The sequence below is a fragment of the Pseudomonas sp. L13 genome (genome assembly GCF_009935965.1).
Lineage (GTDB): Bacteria > Pseudomonadota > Gammaproteobacteria > Pseudomonadales > Pseudomonadaceae > Aquipseudomonas > Aquipseudomonas lactis.
On the sequence record NZ_QODJ01000077.1, the window covers coordinates 1 to 22,837 of the forward strand.

At 60.3% G+C, this 22,837-nt stretch carries 26 protein-coding genes; 5 read left to right on the plus strand and 21 right to left on the minus strand.

Annotated features, from left to right (window positions below):
* Positions 1–197 precede the first annotated feature (197 nt).
* The 6 genes from DK871_RS25600 to DK871_RS25625 all read right to left on the minus strand — a co-directional run bounded on the left by DK871_RS25600 (position 198) and on the right by DK871_RS25625 (position 5,562).
* The gene (locus DK871_RS25600; protein WP_161907105.1) at positions 198–851 is read right to left on the minus strand and encodes an HAD family phosphatase; all 654 of its coding nucleotides are present in this window, start codon (positions 849–851) and stop codon (positions 198–200) included.
* A gap of 33 nt (positions 852–884) precedes the next feature.
* Positions 885–1,874: an ABC transporter ATP-binding protein gene (locus tag DK871_RS25605; RefSeq protein WP_003190143.1), complete on the minus strand. Its 990-nt coding sequence runs from the start codon at positions 1,872–1,874 to the stop codon at positions 885–887.
* A complete protein-coding gene (locus tag DK871_RS25610; RefSeq protein WP_161907106.1) occupies positions 1,871–2,671 on the minus strand; it encodes an ABC transporter permease in 801 nt (266 codons plus the stop codon). Before DK871_RS25610 ends, DK871_RS25605 begins: the two co-directional genes overlap by 4 nt.
* Complete coding sequence (locus DK871_RS25615; RefSeq protein ID WP_161907107.1) at positions 2,658–3,503, minus strand: ABC transporter permease subunit; 846 nt, start codon at positions 3,501–3,503, stop codon at positions 2,658–2,660. Before DK871_RS25615 ends, DK871_RS25610 begins: the two co-directional genes overlap by 14 nt.
* Positions 3,500–4,306 carry an alkaline phosphatase family protein gene (locus tag DK871_RS25620; RefSeq protein ID WP_161907108.1) on the minus strand — a complete coding sequence of 269 codons (807 nt, stop codon included), beginning with the start codon at positions 4,304–4,306 and terminating at the stop codon, positions 3,500–3,502. Before DK871_RS25620 ends, DK871_RS25615 begins: the two co-directional genes overlap by 4 nt.
* A 179-nt stretch (positions 4,307–4,485) precedes the next feature.
* Positions 4,486–5,562, minus strand: a complete 1,077-nt coding sequence (locus tag DK871_RS25625) for an ABC transporter substrate-binding protein (RefSeq protein ID WP_003190150.1) — start codon at positions 5,560–5,562, stop codon at positions 4,486–4,488.
* Between the two features lie 351 nt (positions 5,563–5,913).
* Here DK871_RS25625 and DK871_RS25630 point away from each other — a divergent pair, with 351 nt between their 5' ends.
* Positions 5,914–6,627, plus strand: coding sequence for a UTRA domain-containing protein (locus DK871_RS25630; protein ID WP_161907109.1), 714 nt, complete (start codon positions 5,914–5,916; stop codon positions 6,625–6,627).
* Between the two features lie 146 nt (positions 6,628–6,773).
* Here the strand turns inward: DK871_RS25630 and DK871_RS25635 are convergent, their stop codons facing one another.
* From DK871_RS25635 to soxR, 10 genes are all read right to left on the minus strand, one after another.
* Positions 6,774–7,727: a metal ABC transporter solute-binding protein, Zn/Mn family gene (locus DK871_RS25635; protein WP_161907110.1), complete on the minus strand. Its 954-nt coding sequence runs from the start codon at positions 7,725–7,727 to the stop codon at positions 6,774–6,776.
* The gene (locus DK871_RS25640; protein ID WP_003190154.1) at positions 7,727–8,626 is read right to left on the minus strand and encodes a metal ABC transporter permease; all 900 of its coding nucleotides are present in this window, start codon (positions 8,624–8,626) and stop codon (positions 7,727–7,729) included. Before DK871_RS25640 ends, DK871_RS25635 begins: the two co-directional genes overlap by 1 nt.
* Positions 8,623–9,369 carry a metal ABC transporter ATP-binding protein gene (locus DK871_RS25645; RefSeq protein WP_161907111.1) on the minus strand — a complete coding sequence of 249 codons (747 nt, stop codon included), beginning with the start codon at positions 9,367–9,369 and terminating at the stop codon, positions 8,623–8,625. Before DK871_RS25645 ends, DK871_RS25640 begins: the two co-directional genes overlap by 4 nt.
* Positions 9,366–10,286, minus strand: coding sequence for a metal ABC transporter substrate-binding protein (locus DK871_RS25650; protein ID WP_161907112.1), 921 nt, complete (start codon positions 10,284–10,286; stop codon positions 9,366–9,368). The genes DK871_RS25645 and DK871_RS25650 overlap by 4 nt, the downstream gene beginning before the upstream one ends.
* Positions 10,287–10,305: 19 nt before the next feature.
* Complete coding sequence (locus DK871_RS25655) at positions 10,306–10,866, minus strand: DUF6162 family protein (RefSeq protein ID WP_161907113.1); 561 nt, start codon at positions 10,864–10,866, stop codon at positions 10,306–10,308.
* Positions 10,863–11,186 carry a hypothetical protein gene (locus tag DK871_RS25660; protein WP_014717808.1) on the minus strand — a complete coding sequence of 108 codons (324 nt, stop codon included), beginning with the start codon at positions 11,184–11,186 and terminating at the stop codon, positions 10,863–10,865. The genes DK871_RS25655 and DK871_RS25660 overlap by 4 nt, the downstream gene beginning before the upstream one ends.
* On the minus strand, positions 11,183–11,719 hold the full coding sequence (locus DK871_RS25665) for a thiamine pyrophosphate-binding protein (protein ID WP_161907114.1): 537 nt from the start codon (positions 11,717–11,719) through the stop codon (positions 11,183–11,185). Before DK871_RS25665 ends, DK871_RS25660 begins: the two co-directional genes overlap by 4 nt.
* Complete coding sequence (locus tag DK871_RS25670; RefSeq protein WP_161907115.1) at positions 11,716–12,918, minus strand: PepSY domain-containing protein; 1,203 nt, start codon at positions 12,916–12,918, stop codon at positions 11,716–11,718. Before DK871_RS25670 ends, DK871_RS25665 begins: the two co-directional genes overlap by 4 nt.
* A gap of 474 nt (positions 12,919–13,392) precedes the next feature.
* The gene (locus DK871_RS25675; RefSeq protein ID WP_161907116.1) at positions 13,393–13,854 is read right to left on the minus strand and encodes a VOC family protein; all 462 of its coding nucleotides are present in this window, start codon (positions 13,852–13,854) and stop codon (positions 13,393–13,395) included.
* A gap of 85 nt (positions 13,855–13,939) precedes the next feature.
* Positions 13,940–14,389, minus strand: a complete 450-nt coding sequence (soxR, locus tag DK871_RS25680) for a redox-sensitive transcriptional activator SoxR (protein WP_161907117.1) — start codon at positions 14,387–14,389, stop codon at positions 13,940–13,942.
* Between the two features lie 100 nt (positions 14,390–14,489).
* Between soxR and DK871_RS25685 the strand changes: the two genes are divergently transcribed.
* Positions 14,490–14,855 carry an antibiotic biosynthesis monooxygenase gene (locus DK871_RS25685; protein WP_161907118.1) on the plus strand — a complete coding sequence of 122 codons (366 nt, stop codon included), beginning with the start codon at positions 14,490–14,492 and terminating at the stop codon, positions 14,853–14,855.
* Here DK871_RS25685 and DK871_RS25690 read toward each other — a convergent pair.
* Positions 14,844–15,941 carry a sigma-54-dependent Fis family transcriptional regulator gene (locus DK871_RS25690; protein WP_161907119.1) on the minus strand — a complete coding sequence of 366 codons (1,098 nt, stop codon included), beginning with the start codon at positions 15,939–15,941 and terminating at the stop codon, positions 14,844–14,846. The genes DK871_RS25685 and DK871_RS25690 overlap by 12 nt on opposite strands.
* Positions 15,942–16,209: 268 nt before the next feature.
* Here DK871_RS25690 and DK871_RS25695 point away from each other — a divergent pair, with 268 nt between their 5' ends.
* The 3 genes from DK871_RS25695 (at position 16,210) to DK871_RS25705 (ending at position 19,730) form a co-directional block, all read left to right on the plus strand.
* The gene (locus DK871_RS25695; protein WP_032892547.1) at positions 16,210–16,479 is read left to right on the plus strand and encodes a hypothetical protein; all 270 of its coding nucleotides are present in this window, start codon (positions 16,210–16,212) and stop codon (positions 16,477–16,479) included.
* 232 nt (positions 16,480–16,711) lie between these two features.
* On the plus strand, positions 16,712–17,872 hold the full coding sequence (locus DK871_RS25700) for a cysteine desulfurase family protein (protein ID WP_161907120.1): 1,161 nt from the start codon (positions 16,712–16,714) through the stop codon (positions 17,870–17,872).
* 49 nt (positions 17,873–17,921) lie between these two features.
* Positions 17,922–19,730, plus strand: coding sequence for an aminopeptidase P family protein (locus DK871_RS25705; RefSeq protein WP_161907121.1), 1,809 nt, complete (start codon positions 17,922–17,924; stop codon positions 19,728–19,730).
* 37 nt (positions 19,731–19,767) lie between these two features.
* On the opposite strand, the gene DK871_RS25710 is transcribed toward DK871_RS25705, so the two are convergent.
* The 4 genes from DK871_RS25710 to rhtA form a co-directional block, all read right to left on the minus strand.
* Positions 19,768–20,358 carry a 2-hydroxychromene-2-carboxylate isomerase gene (locus tag DK871_RS25710; protein WP_161907122.1) on the minus strand — a complete coding sequence of 197 codons (591 nt, stop codon included), beginning with the start codon at positions 20,356–20,358 and terminating at the stop codon, positions 19,768–19,770.
* A 34-nt stretch (positions 20,359–20,392) separates the two neighbouring features.
* Entirely contained in the window at positions 20,393–21,124 is a 732-nt protein-coding gene (locus tag DK871_RS25715) for an SDR family oxidoreductase (RefSeq protein ID WP_161907123.1), read from the minus strand.
* A 98-nt stretch (positions 21,125–21,222) separates the two neighbouring features.
* Entirely contained in the window at positions 21,223–21,504 is a 282-nt protein-coding gene (locus tag DK871_RS25720) for a hypothetical protein (protein WP_003190182.1), read from the minus strand.
* Between the two features lie 163 nt (positions 21,505–21,667).
* Entirely contained in the window at positions 21,668–22,555 is an 888-nt protein-coding gene (gene rhtA, locus DK871_RS25725) for a threonine/homoserine exporter RhtA (protein WP_161907124.1), read from the minus strand.
* Positions 22,556–22,837: the final 282 nt, after the last annotated feature.

Sequence of the window (22,837 nt, forward strand, 5' to 3'; positions counted from 1 at the left end):
CCACGAATTCAAGCCTGCGTTCGGCCAGCGTGGTTTAACGGGGCGCCTGAGATCAAGATCAAAAGCAGATCAAGAGCAAGATCAAGAGCGACTCGCTTCGCATCGTGGTTACCGTCTGCTGTTACAACCCACAAAGTTGTGTACATACCGATGGCTATCGCAGGCAAGCCAGCTCCCACAGGTTGATCTCTATTGAGTCAGGTCCAGTGGTGGATGGGCCAGCCGGCCTGTTCGGCATGGGCGCGCAATACGGGGTCCGGGTTCACCACCTGCGGGTGATCCACCTTGAGCAGCAGCGGCAAGTCATTGCGCGAATCCGAGTAAAAATACGCACCTTCAAGGGTTTCACCTTCCTGCTCCAGCCATTCCACCAACCGCGTGATCTTGCCCTCGCGGTAGGTCAGCACGCCTACGGTCTTACCGCTATACACGCCGTGGCTGACTTCCAGGTTGATCCCCAGCACTTCCTCAATGCCGATACGCGCCGCAATCGGGGTGACCAGGTGAGTGCCCGAAGCGGAAATCACCAGGATCCGGTCGCCGTTCGCACGGTGGCGGGCGATGGTCTTGGTGGCGTCGCTGTAGATCAGCGGCTCGATCACTTCCTCGACCCACGGCTCCACCAGGTGCTCGATTTCTTCCGGGGTGCGGCCGATCATCGGCTCCAGGCTGAAATCCATGAAATCTTCCATCCGCAACTGGCCCTGGCTGTAGGCGTCCATCAGCTCGTTGTTCCGGCGCATGAACGACTCAGGGTCTACCCAGCCGAGGCGGCCCATCTGTTCACTCCACAGCGTGGCGCAGTCGCCGTGGATGAGGGTGTCGTCCAGATCAAAAATTACCAATGCCATCGGTGATGCTCTCTCTCAATAGGTCGCTGCCTGTCAGGCTACTTCACACAGTGCGCTGGGGTCGATGGAAAGTGCCAGGCGCTGGCCATCCGGGTGCAGGTCGTCGGCCGAACGATTGAGCACGTCCACCACCAGCTCGACGCCGCGGGCTTCGATGCGATAGCGAATCACGTTACCCAGCAGGCTGTGGCTACGCACCAGTGCATCGAGTTCGCCGCTGCGGCTCAACTCGATGGCTTCGGGGCGAATCGCGATGCGCCCGCTGATCGGCCGTTGCAGCAGTTGGCTGGCCTTGTCGGCATCGAGCAGGTTGTAGTTGCCGATAAACCCGGCAGCGAACGCATCCACCGGCGCGGTATAGAGGGTTTCGGCATCGCCGCTCTGCACGATCTTGCCCTGGTTCATCAAGAAGATGCGGTCGGACATGGTCAGCGCTTCTTCTTGGTCATGGGTCACGAAGATCGTGGTCAGCCCCAGTTCGCGCTGGATCTGGCGGATCTGCTCGCGCAAATGCTTGCGAATCCGTGCATCCAGCGCCGACAGCGGTTCATCCAGCAACAACAGGCGAGGGCGGGTCACCAGGGAGCGGGCGAGGGCCACGCGCTGGCACTGGCCACCGGACATCTGGTGCGGATAACGGCCGGCCAGGTCCTTGAGCTCCACCAGTTGCAGCACTTCTTGTACGCGCTTGTGGCTGTCGTCGGCGTTGACCTTTTGCATGCGCAGGCCGAAGGCGACGTTCTGTTCCACAGTCATGTTGGGAAACAGTGCGTAGCTCTGGAACACCATGCCGATTTGGCGCTTCTGTGGGCTCAGGGGCACGATGTCCTGGCCATCCAGGAGGATTTGGCCACTGTCCACCGGGGTAAGCCCGGCGATACAGCGCAGCAGGGTGGATTTGCCGCAACCGGACGGGCCGAGCAGGGTGACGAACTCGCCCTTGGCGATCTCGCAATTGATATCGCTGAACACCGGGGTGCCGGTGTAGCCTTTTTGCAGGTGTTGGACGCTGACGAAGCTCATTGGCTTTTGTCCTTGTTCAAGAGCGTGGCGGCCCAGGTGAGCACCAGCACAAAGAAGAAATAGGAGATCACCACGGCACTGGTGAAATGGCCGCTGCTGTTGCGCATGTTGTTGAGGTACACCTGCAGGGTTTCGTAGCGGGTGCCGACGAGGATGTTGGCGAATACGAATTCGCCGAACAGGAACGAGAACGACAGCAGCAGCGCCACCATCAGGCCCTTGCGCAGGTTGGGCAGCACCACCAGGATCGCGGCCTGCCAGGTGCTGGCGCCGAGCAGTTGCGACGCGTCCATCAGGTCGCGCAGGTTGATGGCTTGCAGGTTGTTGGTGATCGCGCGGTACATGAACGGCAGCGCGACGGTGAAGTAGCAGCCGATCAAAATCCATGGCGTGCCCACCATCGCCAGCGGCTCGGAACCGTACAGTTGCAGCAGACCCACCGAGGACACCACCGGCGGCACCGCAAAGGGCAGCAGGATGAGGATGTTCATCAGCGCGTCGAGCTTGGGAAAGTGGTAATGCACCACGAACAGCAGCGGCAAAATCAACACCACCGAAAGGATCAATGCCCCCACGCACACCAGCAACGATTGCCCGAAGGCCATCAGAAAGCGCGGGTCGCTCCACAGCTGTACATACCATTTCACGCTGAAGCCGGCGGGCAGGATGGTTGCCGACCAACTGCTGGAAATCGAGTAGACAAAGGTGCCCACCAAAGGCAGCACCAGAATCAGGAACAACAGGTAAACCACCACCCGATGGTAGAGGGAGGCCGGGCCGGCTTCAGCGCGAGACATGGTAGCTCCTCTTGAGCAGCAGTTGATGCATCACCGTGACCACAGTCATCAGCGCCACCAGCACCACGGCCAGGGCACTGGCCATGTTCGGGTCCAGCGACACATCGCCGGACACCAGGCCGGCAATGCGAATCGGCAGCACGTTGAAGTTGCCGGTGGTCAGCGCATAGACCGTGGCATAGGCGCCGAGGGCGTTGGCCAACAGGATCACAAAGGTACCGAGCAGGGCCGGGGTGAGCACCGGCAGGCCGATATGCCGCCAGAACTGCCAGCCATTCGCACCGAGCAGGGCGGCCGACTCGCGCCAGTCTTCGCGCAATGCGTCGAAGGCCGGGTAGAGCAGCAGCACGCCGAGGGGAATCTGGAAGTAGGTATAGAGGATGATCAAACCGGTTTTGGAGTACAGGTTGAAGTCCTCAATGATCCCAGCCTGCTTGAGCATGAGGGTGATGCTGCCGTTGAACCCCAGCAGGATGATGAACGCGAAGGCCAGGGGCACGCCGGCGAAGTTGCTGGTCATGTTGGCGAATGCGGTGACGAAGTTGCGCAGCGGCGAATCCACTCGGCGCAATGAGTAGCTGCCCAGGGTGGCGATGATGATGCCGAAGATACTGGAGTAGAAACTGATCTCCAGGCTGAACTGGATCGCCTGCCGGTAGAACTTCGAGGTGAAGATGCGGGTGAAGTTTTCCAGGCTCCAGCCGGCCTCTTCGGTTTGCAGGCTGCTGATCAGCACCCACACCAGCGGCGCGATCTCGAACACGATAAAGAACAGTGCGAAGGGCAGCAGGCATAGCAGGGCCAGCCATTTGCCGCGGGTCAATGCATTCACTTGAGCAACTCCCGGCACACAGGTTTGTCGTGGGGCACGCCCAGCAGTTCGCAGACCGTGCCGCACAGGTCGGTCTGCTTCGGCGCGGCCTCGGTGTCCAGGCTGAAGGCATCACCGATGACAAACAATGGCACTTCCCGTTCTTCGCGCAACAGGCCGTTGTGGGAGCGGTCGTTGTTCATGCCGTGGTCGGCGGTGACCAGTACCTGGTAGCCGGCGTCGAGCCAGCCTTGCAGGTAGTCGGCCAGGATGATGTCGGCCGAGCGTGCGCTGTTGCGGTATTGCGCGGTGTCGAGGCCGTGCTTGTGGCCGGCATCGTCGATGTTCATCGGGTGCACCAGCAAAAAGTTTGGCGCGTGCTTGAGCCGCAGGCTTTCGGCATCGGCGAACAGGTGGGAATCAGGGTAGTGGTCATTCCAGTAGAAATGCCCATGCTGGATCGCCAGCGCTTTGTCGTCGGTGTGACGATCACGCGCGGCGAGAAAGGGCGTGCGGTTATACAGCTCGCTGACCCAGTGGTAAGCCGCCGCGGCGGTGCTTAAGCCTGCGTCGCTGGCGTAGTGGAAAATGCTGCGCTGGTTGGACAGGCGCGAGACGTTGTTGTGCACGATACCGCTTTGAATCGGCGGCACGCCGGTGAGGATGCATTCATACAACGGGCGGGACAGGGCAGGCAGTTCACATTCCAGTGTGTAAAGGGCTGCGCGTCCTGCGCCGACATAGGCCTGCAAGTGCCCCATGGCGTGCCGGGCGACCTCGAAGTTGAGGCCGTCGAGCACCACAAGGATGACGTTGTGCTTCATGGGGGGCTGGGGCTCCGCAACAAGATGGTATAGCTCAGTATCAAGTTGTAATGGGCTCAAATGTGGGAGCTGGCTTGCCTGCGATGGCGATGTATCAGTGGACACAAATATTGAATGTCAGACCGCTATCGCAAGCAAGCCAGCTCCCACACTGACCGCACCTCGATCAGAGAGACCGATTACTTCATTTCTACGATGACCTGCTCGTTCCACATCTGTGGCAGCTTCTTGGACGTCGCTTCCCAGGCATCGGCATCCTTGATCGGCTGCGGGTTGGCCTTGGTGTACTGCTCGCCCGGGATCAGGTTCTTGGCAACGTCCGCCGGCAATTTCAAGTCGGTTTCAGCCCGGATCGGACGCGCATTGCCGCGCGCCAGGTTGAGTTGGCCGGCATCGCTGAAGATGTATTCGCGGGTCAGCTTGGCGGCGTTCGGGTGCTTGGCGTATTTGTTGATGATGGTGGTGTAGCCGGATTTCACCGAGCCATCCGAGGGGATCAGCACCACGTAGTCATCCGGGTTAGCCATCTTGGCCTTGTAGCTCAGGCCGTTGAAGTCCCAGACGAGGCCCACTTCGACTTCGCCTTTTTCCATGGTGGCGATGGTCGGGTTGGACAGCGAGAGGCGACCCTGCTGGGCGATCTTGGTGAAGAATTGCAGGCCCGGCGCGATGTTTTTTTCGTCGCCCTTGTTGGCGATGGCCGCGGCGAGTACCGCGTTGGAAGCCTGGGCGGCAGTGCTCACGTCACCCACCGACACCTTGTATTTACCAGTTTGCAGGTCAGCCCAGGTGGTAGGCACTTCGGAGCCGTGCAGCAGTTTCTTGTTGACGATAAAGGCAATGGTGCCGGTGTAGGCCAGGGCCCAGTGACCGTCTTTGTCTTTCGCCCAATCCGGCACCTGGGCCCAGGTGGACGGCTTGTACGGCTGGGTGACTTCCTGCTTCACCGCGATCGGGCCGAAGGCCGCGCCCACGTCACCGATATCGGCGCTGGCGTTGTCTTTTTCGGCTTTGAACTTGGCGATTTCCTGGGCCGAGCTCATGTCGGTGTCGATGTGCTTGAGGCCGTAGGTCTTGGCCAGGTCTTCCCAGGTGCCTTTCCAGTTGGCCCAGTCATCGGGCATGCCGACGCTGTTGACGGCGCCTTCCGCTTTGGCGGCGGCTTCCAAGGTTTTTAGATCGGTATCAGCAGCCATGGCGGCGGTGCACATGGCAATGGTCGAGCCTAACAGTGATGCCAGGAAAAGCTGTTTCATCCGAAGCTCCTTTGGGCGTTTTCAACGCGGCGTTTTATCTGAACGTTAGCGGTGGTTTGGTCTAGGTCAGCAATACCTGAGCCAATCTAGGCCCCCTGGATGACAGTTTCATGTCGATGTCGTTTTTGAAGCGCTGATGTCGCTCAGCTTCGACTTAGCGTAGACCATGCCCAAGTGCCCGCAGGCCTTGGACTTGGCCGATGTATTGCAGGGTGTGGTAGAGGCAGTCGACAGCCTTTGTCATCTGTCGGTCATCTGGAGTGCCTAGGCTGGCATACAGCAGCAAAAGCCCAGATAGAGCGCGTTTTGTGCACCTGAACGGTGCTGGTCTAGTCCAGATAGGTAACGTTGATGCGTGATGAGGCAATCAAGGCGGTAACTTCCATCGGCCTTGCGTTGCAAGAGCAGATCGACCATGGCCTGTTGCCGCCTGCCAGCAAACTGCCCGCCGAACGTAAGCTCAGCGAGTTGTTTGGTACCACTCGGATTACCGTGCGGGAAGCCTTGTTACAACTGGAAGCCCAAGGGCAGATCTACCGTGAAGAGCGTCGGGGCTGGTTCGTCTCGCCGCCACGGCTGGCCTATAACCTGATGCAGCGCAGCCATTTTCACGCCATGGTCAGCGACCAGGGGCGTGAGGCTTCCACACAGGTCATTTCCGCACGCTTGCAACCGGCGTCTGCGGCGGTGTGCGCTTGGTTGCAATTGCCGGCGTTGTCGAGCGTGATCCAGATTTGCCGGGGCCGCAGGATTGACGGGCGCCTGGTGTTGTACGTGGAGCACTACCTGAACCCGCAGTATTTTCCGGGGATCCTGACGTGCGATTTGAATCAGTCGATGACTGAGTTGTACGCGCGCAAATATGACTTGCACTACGGGCGGGTGCGGTTCGAGATTGTGCCGACGTCACTGCCGGTGGAAGCGGCCGCTGCGCTACGCGTCTCGGTAGGCAGCCCGGGCTTGCGCATCGCCCGGGTCAACTATGATCAGCATCAACGCTTGATCGATTGTGACCTGGAGTTCTGGCGGCATGATGCGATTCATGTGGGGGTGGATGTGGTGTAGCGGCTGATGCACCGCGATCCAATGTGGGAGCTGGCTTGCCTGCGATGGCATCGACTCGGTATGCCTGATAAACCGAGGCGCCCGCATCGCAGGCAAGCCAGCTCCCACATTGAACCGAATTTATCGCTGACGGATCGGTGGCTTGCCTAGGGCGTGAGTGCCTTGATCACTTGGTCTACATTGGTTTCCAACTCCGTCACCGGGTCGGCACCGTCCACATTCAACACCAACAGTCTGGAGCCGCCGGCAGTGACGGCAGCTTTGACTGCATCGCTGGGTTGACGGTGATGCAGCACCACCGCCACGTCGTTGTCCTTCAACTCAGCGCTGAGTTTTTGCAGCGCCTCAGGCGTCCACTCGGCATCGGGCCGTGCATCGGTGCTGAGCACTTCCAGGTTCAAGCTGCTGACCAGGTACGCGAAGTGATCGCTCAAGCTGACCACACTCAGGTTGTCGGCCTTGGCCAGTCGCGCTTCGCTGTCGGCGGTGAGCTTGAGTAAACGCTGTTTGAGCGTGGCCAGGTTGGCGTCGATCCTGGATTTGGCAGCCGGGGCCAGGCGGCTCAGGTCGGCGGCCATCACGTCGGCCATGCGCCCCATATTGTTGCTCGATTGCCAGGGTTGGCTGTTCAAGCCATCGGTGACCCCCGGTTGGACCGCAATACCCGGCAAGCCACCGTCCACCGGGCGTGCGGCATCAACTTCGACGATGCGGATATTGCTGCGCCGCGCCACGGGGTACAGCGGGTCATCGGCCCACAGCGAGCGCAGGCCGATGGCCGCGTCGGCGTCCAGCGCCAACTTATTCAATGCCGCAGCACCGCGGCCAGTGAAGTAGGACACCTGCCGCGAGCCGGGTAGATTGGCCGGCGCGGCGCGTTCAAGCGCTACGTTGGTGCCTTTAAGCAGCGCCTCGGCCAAGCCGTAGGTAATCGGCAGCGAGGCCAGCACCTTGACCGGTTGCTTGGCCTTGGTCAGGGCTGCATGACCGAGGCCCTGGTTGACTTTGAAGTCCTTGGCGTCGAAACCGTCGACGGCCAGGGCCGACGTACTCATCAAGCAAGCGATGGCCAGGGCCAGTGGGCGAAAGACAGGGCGCATTATCCGAGATTCCCTTTGAGGCTGGGCACAACGCCACGGGCGATGGCGGCGAAGGCGAAGGCGATACCGGCAACCAGAATGATGGCGGCGCCGGAGGGGATGGGCAGGTCGAAGATGATCGGCAGCAGGATGCCGCACAGGGTGCTGACGGTAGCGATCAACACCGAGATCCAGAAAAACCCTTTGAGTGACTGGCTCAACAGGCGCGCCGCAGCGGCAGGAATCACCAGCAAGGCACCGACCAGGATTGCGCCGATGACCTTGACCGCAGCCACGGTGATCAGGGTCACCAGGATCACGAACAGGTAGTCCAGGCTTTTCACCGCCACCCCGCGCACTGCCGCCAATTGCGGGTTGAAACTGGCCAGCATGATGCGGTTGTACAACGGCAATGCCAGGGCCATCACCAGCGAGCCGACAATGGCCAGTACCAGCAGGTCGTTGCCGTTGACCGTCAGTACCGAGCCAAACAGTACGTTCTCGAGAATGTGCACGTTGATCTTGCCGGCCAAAATAAGCAGCAGGCTTGCCCCCAGTGCCAGGGACACCGACAGGAACACACCGATCAAGGTATCGGGGGCCAGGCCGGTGCGGTTGCGCAGGTAATTGAGCAGGATGCCGAACAGCAGGCAGTAGCCAAACAGGCTGCCATAGGGCCCGGTATAGGGTTCGCCCAGCAGGATGCCCACGGCCACGCCGGTCAGCGCGGCATGGCCGACCGCTTCGGAGAAAAACGCAAAGCGCTTGACCACCACCAGCGTACCCAGGCCGCCGAGTACCGGGCCGATCAACAAGCCGGCGAGCAGGGCGTTGACCACAAACCCGTAGGCCAGGGCTTCGGGCAGGTAGCCGGAAGAGGCCCAGCCCTGGACCATCAAGCGAAAGGCTTCATAACTCATGGCGCCGGGCTCCGAGGGTGGGTGGAGAACAGGGTGAGCAGGCGGTCCGGGGTCAGCGCCTCTTTCGGTGTGGCGTCGAACAGCACGCGGCGGTTCAGACCGGTGACGCGGTCGGCCAGGCGGCCCACGGCCTCCAGGTCGTGCTCGATCCACAGCACCGTAATCCCGGCCAGGCGCCAGTCGTTCAGCAGCCGTTCGAACACCTGGATACCCGCCTCGTCGAGGGCCGACATCGGCTCATCGAGCACCAGCAATTGCGGCGCCGGAATCAGCCCCTGGGCCAGCAGTACACGCTGGCGCTCCCCACCGGACAACGCGCCCATGCGGCGCTTGCGCTTGTCTTGCATGCCAACGCGCTCAAGGGCATCGCCAATCGCCGCCGCGTAATGCCTGGACAGGCCAAGAAACGCCGGGCGACGCTGGCACATGGCAGCCATGAAATCGTCCACGGTCATCGGCAGGCCCCGGTCAAATTCCAGCGCCTGGGGCACGTAACCGATGGTGCCGGGTGTGGTTGGCCACTCCAGGCTCAAGCGCCCCTGGTGCGGCGTTTGCCCTAGCAGGGTCTTGATCAGCGAGCTTTTGCCGCCGCCATTGGGGCCGACCAGCGCATGGATGCTGCCCGGCTGTACTTGGAAACTCACGCCGTCGAGGATCACGGTGCGCCCCAGGGTCAGCGAGACCTGGTCGAAGTTCAGGGTCGGGCCGACGCTGACGGCGTTCAGTTGCTGCGCCGCGGTCATGCTCCCGACTCCTGAATCGCGCGAACCACGGTGTTGAGGTTGCCGGTCATCTCCACTTCGTACTTCTCGGCGCTGTATTCGCCGTAGGAAATATGCGACAGCGGGTACAGCTTGACCCCGGATTCACGCTGGATGGTATCGACGTAGGTGGACGGGAAGTCCATCTCCGAGAAGATCACTTTCACATCCAGGGCGCGCAATTCATCGATGGTCTTTTTCAGCTGGCTGGGGCTTGGCTCGATACCGTGGGCCGGCTCGACCACGGCGGTGACTTCCAGGCCAAACTCGCGCAACAGGTAGTCATAGGCCGCGTGCACAGTGGCGACGCGCAGGTCCGGGTTGGGCGCGCTGGTCAGCTTGGCCAGGGCGTCGGCGCGCATCTGGCGCAGGCGCTTGCCGTAGGCGCGGGCGTTCTGGGTGTAGGTTTTGGCGTTGTCCGGGTCGAGCTTGCCCAACTCACGGGCAATGTTATTGACCTGGGCAATCGACGCGCTGATCGACAGGAAGGTGTGCGGGTTGACCACCTTGCCCGCACCGCGTGCCGCGTTACCGGTAGCGGCGAGCAGCGGCACGTTGGCGTTGGCTTCGATCACCGGAATGTCCGGGCGCTCGCTGGTGGCGATCATGCGGTCGGCGAAGTCGTCATGGCCGACGCCGTTGAGCACGATCACATCCAGGGTGCCAATGCGCTTGATGTCGTCGGCGCGCGGCTCGTAGGCGTGAGGGTTGAAACCGGCGGGAATCAGCGGCACCACTTCGGCCTTGTCGCCCACGATATTGGCTACGTAGCTGTAATAGGGGTGCAAGGTAATGCCGATACGCAGGCGCTTGGCCGCCTCGGCATTGGCAAGGGGGGCGAGCATCAGGCTGAACAGACCAACCATTAACAGGCGTAACAGGGGCGATGACATAGACATGGGCAATCGGTCTTCTCGTTCAGTGACGGTGCTGGCGGGTGACGCCGGCATCGAATTGCGCGACCACCTGCTGCCAGCCGGCCGCGATCAGCGCCTGGTCAGTGAGGTCGGACGGGGCGGCAAGGTTGGCGCTGCGGTTGAGCCAGATATCCGGCTCGCTGCCTTGCACGCGCATCAGCAGCGAACCGCTGGTGGCCGGCGCCTGGCTCAAACCCAGGTAGGCGGCCGGTGCCAGCAACTCCCAGCGATGGCCACCACGGCTGACCGAACTGGCGTCCTGGGCAAACGGCGCGAAGCCTTCTTCGGCCAGTTGCTCAGGCGTGGGAAGGGCGCTGTGCTCCTGCTGCAACAGGTGGATTTCATCCAGGGTCACCCGCAAATCGGCATAGATGCCTTGCTCGGCGGCGCTCAGGTCGCGACGGGCGTCCAGCTGATGGCTTGGCACCGGCACGACTTCCTGGGTTTCCCCGTGCAGCGCCACGACCGTGCCCGCCACCGCGAGGATGATCAGGCACAACAGCAGCACATAAAGGGTTTCGTGGCCTGCGCCGGCGGGGCGTACAACCTGTGTGGTACTCATTGCGACGGGATATCCGCTTGGTCGATTTCCACCACGTGGCCGGGGCCGGCATCGAACAGCACGTAGAACTCGGCGGCGGGCTTCTTGAAGGTCAGGGTCGAATCCTCGCCGAGCTTGCCCGGCACCAGGATGGTTTCGTCGTAGCCGATCACATCCAGGGTTACACCGGGGGCACCACTGCCGTCGGAGAAGCCGCCTTTGCATTGGATCTGCTCGCCGGGGATTTCCTTGCATTCGCACATCGGGTTGTGGGCAAAAGCGGTGGTGCTCAGGCCGGCGCACAGCAACAGTGCGGCGCGGGTGAGGCGCTTGAACGTCATGGTTTGACTCCTTGCTTGTTCAGCCAGGCAATGGTGGCAGGCGAGGCCTGGCTCAGCGGGATGGAACCCTGGTGCATGCTGCCGTCCCACCCTTCCATGGTCACCCACACTTCGGCGTCCACCGGGGTGCGTTCTGGTATAGGCAGGGCGGCGCCCATGCGGTAGGGCGTGCCAAAGAAGATCACCCCGGCGGCGCGCAGGCTGCGGGGTTTGCCGATACGCAGGTAAGTGGCCTTGACCTGCTCGGCGCAGGTGTCACACAGGGCTGCGTTGAAGAACTTCATCGGGCCAGCCGGGTCTGGGCTCGGGCCTTCGTTGCGAAACTCAGCCAGCGTGAGGCTCCAGGGGCCGACTTGCACCTGCCCGGCCACGCGCTCGCCGATGCCGGTATCCCCACGAAACAACGCGGCGTCGGCAAAGTATTTGGGCATGAACCCCAGCGGCACCAGCAACAGCAGGATGTTGATATGGAAACGCCATTTGAGCCAGAAGGCTCGCAGCGGAGACGGCGGTACGGTTGCGACCTTGCTCATCGTTGGGCCTCCGGGGTTTCGGCGTGCATGGCCGGGATGGACGCGGTTTGACGTTGCGTCTTGGCCTCGCGCTTGAGGGCGTTGAGGGTGGCCAGGGCGGTGCGCTTGGTCCAGATCAGCAAGCCGCTCAATACCATCATGCTCAGTACCAGGCCGAAGAATGCCCAGATCAGCTTGATCCACAAACCGCCAAAGTCCCCGGTGTGAAGCGGGCGCATAGACTCGGTGACGAACTCCAGCGGGGTGCGGTCGGACAATAAGTTCGAGAGCGCGATTTCACCGTCATAGGGGTTCAGTTGTGCGGTCTGGAACATCAACGGGTACCAGCCACGCCCGCCGATCTGCAGGTGGCTGTAGGCGTTGCTTGGCATGAACACAAAGCTGGCGTCCAGGCCGGGGATTTTCTCGGCGGCGATGTCGATCGCCTTGTCGATGGGGATCGTCGGTGCCGGTACGCCCGGTGTCGACAACGGCACCTTTTCCCGCGCAATCACTGGCACGATGGGTTCGCTGGAAATGGATATCTGGTTGTCGCCCAGGACAGCCTCGATCAGGAACCAGGTGCCGGTGATTGAAATGACCGCGATAAACCAGATTGACCAGATGCCGCTCAGACGGTGAAAGTCGCCCCAGAAGATTCGCGCGCCGTGGCGGATGCGCAGGGTAGGGCGCAGGAACCCTTTCCAGAAGCGCTTGTACACAACCAGCCCGGTGACCAGCGAAGCGAGCAGCGGCAAGCCCAACGCAGACACCAGGTACCAGCCCCAGCTGTACCCATTGGTGAACGGTACCAGCCACCAGCCATGCAGGGCGCGGGTGAATTGCTGGAAGTTGAACGAGGGGCTGATGCCCTGGATCGCGCCGGTATAGGGGTTGGCATACACCTCCACGGAGCGCCCATCCGGGTAGCTGAGGCCAACGCTTAGCGCGAAGTGCGATTCATCCGGGCGGATGATGGACTGGACAATAGCCTTGGGCTCGTCGCGCTTGATGGCCGCGATCACCTGGTCAAAGCTCAGCGGCTGAGCGTCATCCGACGGCTTGCTGGCGCGGATATCCGGGTTGGCCAGCCACACGATTTCCTGGCTCACCACGGCCAGGGTACCGGTGACGCAGACGATCAGTACAAAGAACCAGATGGGCAACGCCAGCCAGCTATGGACGAGAAACCAGAGTTTGGAGCGTGACTTCTTCGACATATGAATGAGGGTCTTGATCGGAGGGGCGATGGAGGCCCGGAAAAGGCCAGTCGTAGCTTTTGCTGACGCGACAGGCTGTATCTAAGTTAAGACGGATGAGAATGAGAAATCCCTAAGGGGGATATGAAAGAAAATGTTTCAGGACCGCTTTCAGGGTGTGTGGCGTAACCTTTGAGACATAGCTGCCTGCCAGCCGACGCCTTTCTATCTGACGCGCTGAGGTCTAAATGTGGAAGCTGGCTTGCCTGCGATGGCGGTGGTTCAGTTGCAGATTAATTGACTGACCCGTCGCCATCGCGGGCAAGCCAGCTCCCCCAGGGGGATTGATGCCGGGCGCTGATTCCGTGGGCAATACCCAACCAATGTGGAAGCTGGCTTGTCTGCGATAGCGGTGGCTCAGTAACAGACTCATTGACTGACACGCCGCCTTCGCGAGCAAGTCAGCTCCCACATGGGATGTGTATTGCGCTGCAACTATCCGCCTTGCTTGAACATTTGCATGGCACGCTGGCGGATCTGTTCCTCGCTCAGGTCTTCCTTGTGAGTCGCCAGGAACCACAGGTGCCCGAACGGATCCTTCACACTCGCCGAGCGATCCCCATAGAACTGATCCTGCGGTTTGGACACCACGCTGGCGCCGGCATCAACCGCCTGTTTGAATTGTTTGTCCACGTCATTCACATACAGGTGCAGGCCGACACTGGGATGTGCGTCCGGATTGCGCAGGGCCGTTTCGTCGCAGGGCGTGCCCAGCATGATCACCGCTTCGCCAATACGCAGCTCCGCATGGCCGACCCGGCCGTCAGGCATGTCCAGGCGCATGAACACTGAGGCGCCAAAGGCCTTCTTGTAGAACTCGATCGCCTTTGCGGCCTCGTTGATGCCCAGGTAGGGGGTAATGCCGTGATAACCCTCGGGAATAGCTTTAACGCTCATAACGTTCTCCTTGATTTGGGGTACGAGCATTTCACTATAGGCCACGTAATGCGTGGCCTGCGGGCAGCCGACGAGGTGCTTTTTATCAAGGCTGGGTGGTGGGCTCCAGTAACTGGGCGCCTGGCCCATACTCAGCGAGCTTATCGTCCTGATTGCGCAACGGGCACGCCTCCATCGACAGGCACCCGCAACCGATGCAGCCATTGAGCTTGTCGCGCAGCAGCATCAGCTTGTTGATGCGCTCATCCAGGTCTTCACGCCACAACGCCGACAGGCGCTCCCAGTCTTGAGCATTGGGTGTGCGCCCATCGGGCAAGGCCTGCAATGCCTCGCCAATGTTGGCCAGTGGAATGCCCAAGCGCTGGGCGATCTTGATCAGCACCACGCGCCGCAGCGCATCACGTGGGTAACGCCGCTGGTTACCGGCATTGCGATTGCTCTTGATCAGCCCTTTGGCCTCGTAGAAGTGCAGGGCGGTCACCGCCACGCCGCTGCGGGCAGCGAGCTGACCGACGCTGAGTTCCTTAGTGAGCATGAACCTCTCCCAAGCAGTGCTTGACCTCGACTTAACTAGAGGTTTTACCCTGCGTGGCATCGAATCGCAAGATTCTGCCTACAGAAAGAGGGGAGTTTTCATGCCGGTATCAGAGAAGAATCGCAGCTTCACTCAGCTGATCGAATTTCACATCGAACCCCGTCAGCAATCCGCCCTGGTGGCCGCCTTGACCACCCAGAGCGAGCGTCTGGCCGTGCGTCATGGCGGTTTCTTGAGTGCCAGCGTACAGGTCAGCGATGACGGGCGCAGGGTGCTCAATTATTTGCAATGGCAATCGCGCGAAGAGGGTGAGGCGGCCTTCAAATGTTTTGAGCAGGGCGGCGAAGATTTCTGGACGCTCATCCATGCTCACCGGGCCACGGCCGTGACCTTTGGCGCATTCCAGGTACTGCGCAGTTTTGAGCGCAGTCAGGACGATGCCTTGCACTGCCGACTAAATGGATAGATGCAGCATCCGTTCGCCTTGCACATTTTCCCCGGGCCTGCGCTTGTTTACCGCCAGTTCGCCGATCTTGATCAGGCGAGCGCGAGCGACGTTGCGGCTCAGTCCCAGCAAGTTGGCGGTGTGCACTTGGTTGTGGTGGCTGAAGTGATAAGCAGCGCGCAATAAAGCGTCCTCGACCTTTTCATGCAGGGCGCCGGACTGTTCCTCGAAGAGCTTTTGAAACGCCCGCGCCAGCAGAGCTTCTGCACTGGGATCGGCGTCGCTGTCGTTCTGGCGTTCGATGCGCAGGCCCGATAGGCGCAGGTCGTCGGGTTCGATCACAGCGTTGCGGCAGATCAGCAGGGTGTGATGAATCACGTTCTCCAGCTCACGAATATTGCCCGGCCAGCTGTAGCGCTTGAGTTTATGCTCGGCCAGGTGGCTCAAGCTGATCGGGCTGTAACCCAGGCGCTGGCTGTAGGTTTGGATGAAGTGCCGGGTCAGTGGCAGGATATCGCCGGTACGTTCGCGCAGCGGGCTCAATGCCAGGCTGACTACATTGAGGCGGTAGTAGAGGTCTTCCCGGAAACGCCCGGCGTTGATGGCTTTCTCCAGCTGTATATTGGTGGCGGCCAGAACTCGCACATCGATTGCAATGCGCTTGCGCGAACCCAGGCGCACCACTTCGCGCTCCTGTAGCACCCGCAGCAGCTTGACCTGGATGGCCATCGGCAAATCGCCGATCTCATCCAGAAACAAGGTGCCGCCGTCAGCCTCTTCGAACCAGCCGGCCTTGGCGCTGAGGGCACCGGTAAAGGCGCCTTTCTCATGGCCGAACAACTCGGCTTCCACTAGGGATTGCGAAAAGGCCCCGCAGTTCACCGCCACGAAGGGCTGGTTGCGCCGCGTACTGAGGTGATGGATATGCCGCGCAACAAGTTCTTTGCCGGTGCCGGTTTCGCCAATGATCAGCACGCTGGCTTCGCTGGGGGCCACTTGCTGGATATGGTCGAGCAGGGCCTGGGACTTTGGGTCTTCGAAGACCTGGGCTGTGGCGCGGATCGAGGTGGCTAGGGCAGGCGAGGGCGGCAGGGTGAACAGCTGCATGGTGACCTCTCATAGGGAATTCGGGCTTTGTTGAAGGGCTGTTGCCTGATGGGCAGCGGGCTGCGCGCAAGGTCTTTATAGAGGTAGCGTCTTAATTCGTAAATGAAGGTGTTTCTATATTTATAGAACTTAAGTGAATATGGAGGCGTTCCCGCCGTAGGCGCCGATACGCGTGATAGCGACTATCACGGACGATGATTTTTCAGCGAGAAGGGCCGGGAGTAGCCTGTGTTCATTGACTCGAAACCACCTTCGCAGGGCCATCGCCATGAACCGTTTCCTCGCTGTTTCCTTTTTACTTGTCACCTCTGTCCTTGCGGGTTGTGCGACCCAGCCTTCCCCGGAGTTGCGTCCCTATACGGCCGAGGAAACCAAGCAGTTGGCCCTGGAGGCCCTGGGCCGTCGCGGCTTGTCGTTTGACGACTATCAACGCCAGCGTGCCGCGTTGCTTGGTCAGCCAAAGCAGCCTTTCGGTTTTGATCGCCAGGGCGAAATGAACGCCGAGCGCAGCGTGGTCCTGCATGGCCGCCCCAGTTGAGCGCGCTTCTTACAGCAAAAAGCCCGAGGTTTCCCATAAGGAACCTCGGGCTTTTTGTTTGCCATGGGGCTACTTCAGCCTGTTAAGCTCAATTCCAGGAGCGTTCCTACGCACATTTAAATAAAGTTACCTTCTTTAATGGCATTCGATCGGTTAAACCTGACGACCTCTGTTCTGATCGATGCCCCCCGAGACGCTGCTCTTGGGAATACGCTCTGCGAGTTTTAACCTCATGAATAAACGTCCGTTGTATTTCGACTACGCCGCCACCACGCCGGTGGATGAGCGAGTTATCCAGGTGATGGTCGAGTGTCTGGGTTTCAACGCTCACTTCGGCAACCCAGCGTCCAGTTCCCATGCATTCGGCCAAGCGGCTAGGCAGAAGGTTGAACAGGCGCGTCGCCAGGTGGCCGAGTTGGTGGGGGCGCAGGCCGAGCAGATCGTCTGGACCTCCGGTGCCACGGAATCCAACAACCTTGCGCTCAAGGGCGTGGCCCAGGCCCGTGGTGTGACGGGTGGGCATATCATCACTAGCCAGATCGAACACAAGGCCACGCTGGACACCGCGCGGCAATTGCAGGAAGCCGGAGTGGCAGTGACTTACCTGGTACCGGATGCAGACGGCTTGATCAGCGTCGAGGCGGTCAGCGAAGCCTTGCGCGAGGACACCTTTCTGGTCTCGCTGATGCTGGTCAACAACGAACTGGGAACCCTCAACGACATCCCGGCCATTGGCGCGCGGGTGCGTGAGCAGGGCGCGTTGTTCCATGTGGACGCGGCGCAAGGGGCAGGCAAAGTGGCTATCGACCTGGCCCAGTGGCCGGTGGACCTGATGTCGTTCTCTGCTCACAAACTGTATGGACCCAAGGGCATCGGCGCGTTATATGTCGGGCCGCGAGCGCAGCAGAAGGTATTGGCGCAGATTCACGGGGGTGGCCATGAAGGCGGTTTGCGCTCCGGCACCCTGGCGACCCATCAGATTGCCGGCATGGGCACGGCGTTTGCCCTGGCGGCAGCGTCTTTCGCCGATGAGAAGGCCACGATTGTCGCGCTGCGCCAGCGCTTGCTGGACCAGTTGGCGTCGGTAGCCGGGTTGCGTCTTAATGGCAGCCCAACCCAGCGTATTGCGCATACCTTGAGCCTTACCTTCAGCGAAGGCGAATTCAATTCAGCCGCATTGAGTGCAGGCATTGCCTTTTCTGCGACTTCAGCGTGCAATTCGGCCAGCAATGCGCCGTCCCATGTGCTCCTGGCCTTGGGGCATGATGCCCGCAGTGCCGCTCGCACGATTCGCTTGAGCCTGGGTCGGTTCACCACCGAAGAGGATATCGACCAGGCCGCGCAGTTGATCAAGGCCGCGTTGGCGAGCGCGCCGGCATTCTGGGCGGTCTGATTTATCATTCGCAACACATAACAATTATTAGTGGTTAGCAGGAGACACAATGAGTACGCAGCCTTTGACCCATGGAACGGTTCCCCAGCGCCTGGCGCACACCCGTGAACTGATGCGCCGCGAAGGCATTCATGCCCTGCTGGTGCCATCGGCGGACCCGCACCTGTCCGAATATTTGCCGGGTTACTGGCAAGGGCGTCAGTGGTTGTCCGGCTTTCATGGTTCGGTGGGCACCCTGATCGTCACGGCGGAATTTGCCGGGGTCTGGGCGGACAGCCGTTACTGGGAACAGGCGACCAAGGAACTCAAGGGCAGCGGTATCGAGCTGGTAAAGCTGCAACCGGGTCAGCCTGGGCCGCTGGAGTGGCTGGCGGAGCAAACCCCTGAGGGTGGCGTGGTGGCGGTGGACGGTGCGGTCATGGCCGTGGCCTCGGCACGCACCCTGGGTGGCAAGTTGGCCGAGCGTGGCGCGCGTCTGCGTACCGATATCGATGTACTCAATGAAGTCTGGCAAGACCGCCCGGCGCTGCCGAACCAGCCCATCTATCAGCATCTGCCGCCCCAGGCCACCGTCAGTCGTGGCGAAAAACTGACCGCCTTGCGTGCCAGTTTGAAAGACAAGGGCGCCGACTGGCATTTCATCGCGACGCTGGATGACATCGCCTGGCTATTCAACCTGCGCGGCGCTGATGTGTCGTTCAATCCGGTGTTTGTGTCCTTTGCCTTGATCAATCAACAGCAGGCGACTTTGTTTGTGGCGTTGGGCAAGGTCGATGCGCAACTGCGGGCGGTGCTTGAGCAGGATGGCGTGACCCTGCGTGATTACAGCGAGGTGGCGCACGCGCTGCGAGCGGTACCGGCGGGTGCAAGCTTGCAAGTGGACCCCGCCCGCGTCACTGCCGGCTTGCTGGAAAACCTCGACGCGGGCGTCAAGCTGGTTGAAAGCCTCAACCCCACCACACTGGCAAAATCCCGCAAGAGTCTGGCAGACGCGGAACATATCCGCCAAGCCATGGAGCAGGATGGTGCGGCGCTGTGCGAATTCTTTGCCTGGCTCGACAGTGCCCTGGGCCGCGAGCGCATTACCGAACTGACGATTGACGAACACCTGACCGCGGCGCGTACCCGTCGCCCAGGCTATGTGTCCCTGAGCTTCAACACCATTGCCGCCTTCAATGCCAACGGCGCGATGCCGCATTACCACGCCACCGAAGAAGAGCATGCGCTGATCGAAGGTGATGGCTTGCTGTTGATCGACTCGGGCGGCCAGTACCTGGGCGGAACCACGGACATCACGCGGATGGTGCCCATCGGTACACCGAGTGAGGAACAAAAGCGCGATTGCACGCGGGTACTCAAGGGCGTGATTGCCCTGTCCCGTGCGCAGTTCCCCAAGGGCATTCTTTCACCGTTGCTGGATGCCATTGCCCGGGCGCCGATCTGGGCAGAAGGCGTGGACTACGGTCACGGTACAGGCCACGGCGTAGGGTATTTCCTCAACGTGCATGAGGGCCCGCAGGTGATTGCCTATCAAGCCGCTGCAGCGCCACAAACGGCGATGCAGCCAGGGATGATTACGTCAATTGAGCCGGGTACTTATCGCCCTGGTCGTTGGGGCGTGCGCATCGAGAACCTGGTGTTGAACCGGGAAGCGGACAAGACCGAGTTTGGCGAATTCCTCAAGTTCGAAACCCTGACCCTGTGCCCGATTGATACCCGCTGCCTGGAGCCGTCGTTGCTGACGGCGGATGAGCGTGATTGGCTCAACGCGTATCACGCCCAGGTGCGTGAGCGTTTGAGCCCGCTGCTCGATGGTGCAGCCCTTGAATGGTTGCAGGTGCGCACTGCGGCGATTTGATCGGATGCAGCCGGGGCATGCCGGCTGCAATCGACATCTAGCTGAGGGCTTCACGCACAAAGTCCAGACGGTCCTGGCCGAAGAACAGCTGGTTTCCTACAAAGAAACTGGGAGCGCCGAACACGCCGCGCTTAATGGCTTGTTCGGTTTTGTCCTTGAGAGCGTCCTTGACGGCTGCATCGTTTGACAGGGCCAGTACCTGCTCGGGATCGAACCCCTGTTCGGTGAGCACATTGGCCACGACCTCTGGGTCGCCCAGATGATGGCCTTCCACCCAGAGTGCGCGGAACAGGCAGTCGATGAAGTCGAGAAAACGCTCAGGCTGGTGAATTTGAATGCCGGTGACAGCGCGCATCAGCAACAAGGTATTGATGGGAAAGTGCGGGTTGAACCTGAGCGGCACGTTGTAGCGTTTGGCGTAACGCGCCAGGTCATCGAGCATGTAGCGACCCTTGGCGGGCACCGTGATTGGCGAGGCATTGCCCGTGGCCTTGAAAACACCGCCCAATAGCATCGGTTGATACACCACCTGTGCGTCGGTTTGGGCACACAGCGCCGGCAACTGGGTATAGGCCAGGTAAGTGGCGGGGCTGCCGAGATCAAAGAAAAACTCTAGGGTTTTACTCATGGTCTGTACTCACTGCTTATTGTTATAGAGGGAGTCACCAGGTTTCGTTCCAGGGGCGCAGGTCCAGTTCGAACGTCCAGGCGTCCCTTGGCTGGTTGTGCAGGAACCAGTAGTTGTCGGCAATATGGTCAGGGTTGAGGAGGGCGTCCTGATCCTTGAGGGCGTACTTTTGCGGGAAATTCTCGCGAATGAAGTCGGTATCGATGGCACCGTCGACCACCACATGGGCGACATGGATGTTCATCGGGCCCAACTCCCGCGCCATGCTTTGTGCCAGGGCGCGTATCCCGTGTTTGGCGCCGGCGAAGGCCGCAAACCCGGCGCTTCCGCGCAAGCCGGCGGTGGCACCGGTGAACAGGATAGTGCCGCGGTTGCGCGTGACCATGCGCTTGGCGACTTCCCGTGCGTTCAGGAAGCCGGAGAAGCACGCCATCTCCCAGATCTTGAAGTACTTGCGCGCGGTTTCTTCCAGAATGCTGCAAGGCACATTGGCGCCGATGTTGAAGACGAACGCTTCAATAGGCCCCAGTTCGGTTTCGATTTGCTCGACCAGTGCGATCACGTCTTCTTCTTTACGTGCATCACAGGCAAAGCCATGAGCTTCACCGCCGGCTGACTGAATGCTGTCTACCAGGGGCTGCAGTTTTTCGGCGCTGCGACGGGTGACGCAGGCGATGTAGCCTTCGCGGGCAAAGCGTTTGGCTATGGCGCCGCCGGTTGCGTCACCGGCACCCACGACTAATACGATTTTCTTGTTGTGCGGCATGGGAACTCCATTGGCTCGATGGTCGAGCAGGAGTTTAGCCTTCATGCCGCAAATGGCCGGGATTTAAGATGAGCAGTCAGGACAGACTGCTCGGGCAACTATTTGCAGATGACGATCATGCTACGGCTGGTATAGCCGGCAGGGTTGAGACCGAAGGGGTAGTCCCCAGGCTCCTCGGAGTTATCGCCGGATTTGGCGATCACCCGGTAGCCCTTGGCGCCGCATGAGTTGGCTGCACTGGTGTAGCACTGGTCCCAAGAGGAGGACAGGCCCGAACAGTTGATATGCAGCCCTTTTTTTCCCCGTTTCACTTCTGTTTTTGTGGTTGCAGCACAGCCAGCGATGCCCACAACCAGCAACAGTATCAAAATTCGTTTCATTCCCATCCTTAATAGCCGCCCTGCAAAAAAACAGAGCCGCTTTACTCGCTCTCGAGCGAAGCGTTCATGCTGTCCGTGTCGAAATTCTCCATGAATGACATTCGGTTACGGCCTAAACATGGCCTAAATGAGCGGCAAATACCAGCGCTGGCTTCAAAGATGATCAGTCGGCGGGCACCAGCGGTTTGGATTCGTTGCGCATCGTCAACGTGGCGCCTACCGAAGCCAGGATAATGCAGGTGATGGCCAGCCATTGGGCCAGGGATAAATGCTCATGCAGAAAGAACAGGCCGGAAAGGGCGCCGAACGCCGGTTCGATGCTCATGAGCGTGCCGAACGTGCGGGCGGGAAGGCGCGTGAGTGCAACCATCTCCAACGTGTAGGGCAAGGCCGTGGAAAGAATCGCGACGCCGATGGCGATAGGGATCAGGGCGGGGGTCAGCAGCGCGGCGCCAGCATGCACGATGCCGATCGGTGCGACGAACAGGGCGGCAATTATCACGCCGAGTGCGGCGGTCTGAACACCATTGTCGTTCCCAGCCTTTTGGCCAAACAAGATATAGAGGGCCCAGCATCCGCCTGCGCCCAGCGCGTAAGCCGCGCCGACCCAGTCGATACCGCTACTGGCCTCGCCCATCGGAATCAACAGCAGCAGGCCGATGATTGCCAGGGCAATCCACAGGAAGTCGACAGCTCGGCGTGAGGCATAAATAGCGACGGCAAGCGGGCCTGTGAATTCCAGTGCTACGGCGATCCCCAGCGGTACGGTGCGAAGGGACATATAGAAGAGGAAGTTCATGCCGCCCAGCGCCATCCCGTAAATGATCACCGTGCGCAGGGACTTGGCCGTCAGCGTGGCGCGCCATGGGCGTAATAGCACCAGCATGATCACACTCGCGAAAATCAGACGCAGGGCGGTGGTGCCCTGTGCGCCGACGATAGGGAACATGCTTTTGGCCAATGACGCCCCGGATTGGATAGACGCCATGGCAATTAATAGCAGGCCGATCGGAAACAATGTGGATGCCAGGCTGCGAGGAGGGGTGGTCATTGCGGGGGTTCTTCCGAAGTCATGATCGATAAATACGTGGCGCTATGATGCTTAACTGTCAGTGCATGAGCAATATATTGCGCAAAAACTGACTCGTAGCTATCTATATAGTGGAAGTGGCGGGTTTTTGAGGTTTTTGATAGAAAAACCGAATAATTGGGTTGACGGCGAATTATATCTGTCTATAATTCCCCCCACTTCCGGTGCAGTCGAAACGGAAAACTCCTTGGTAAACAATGAGTTACGCAGTTATCGACAGCAAGTTGCTTCAGTTCATCGAAG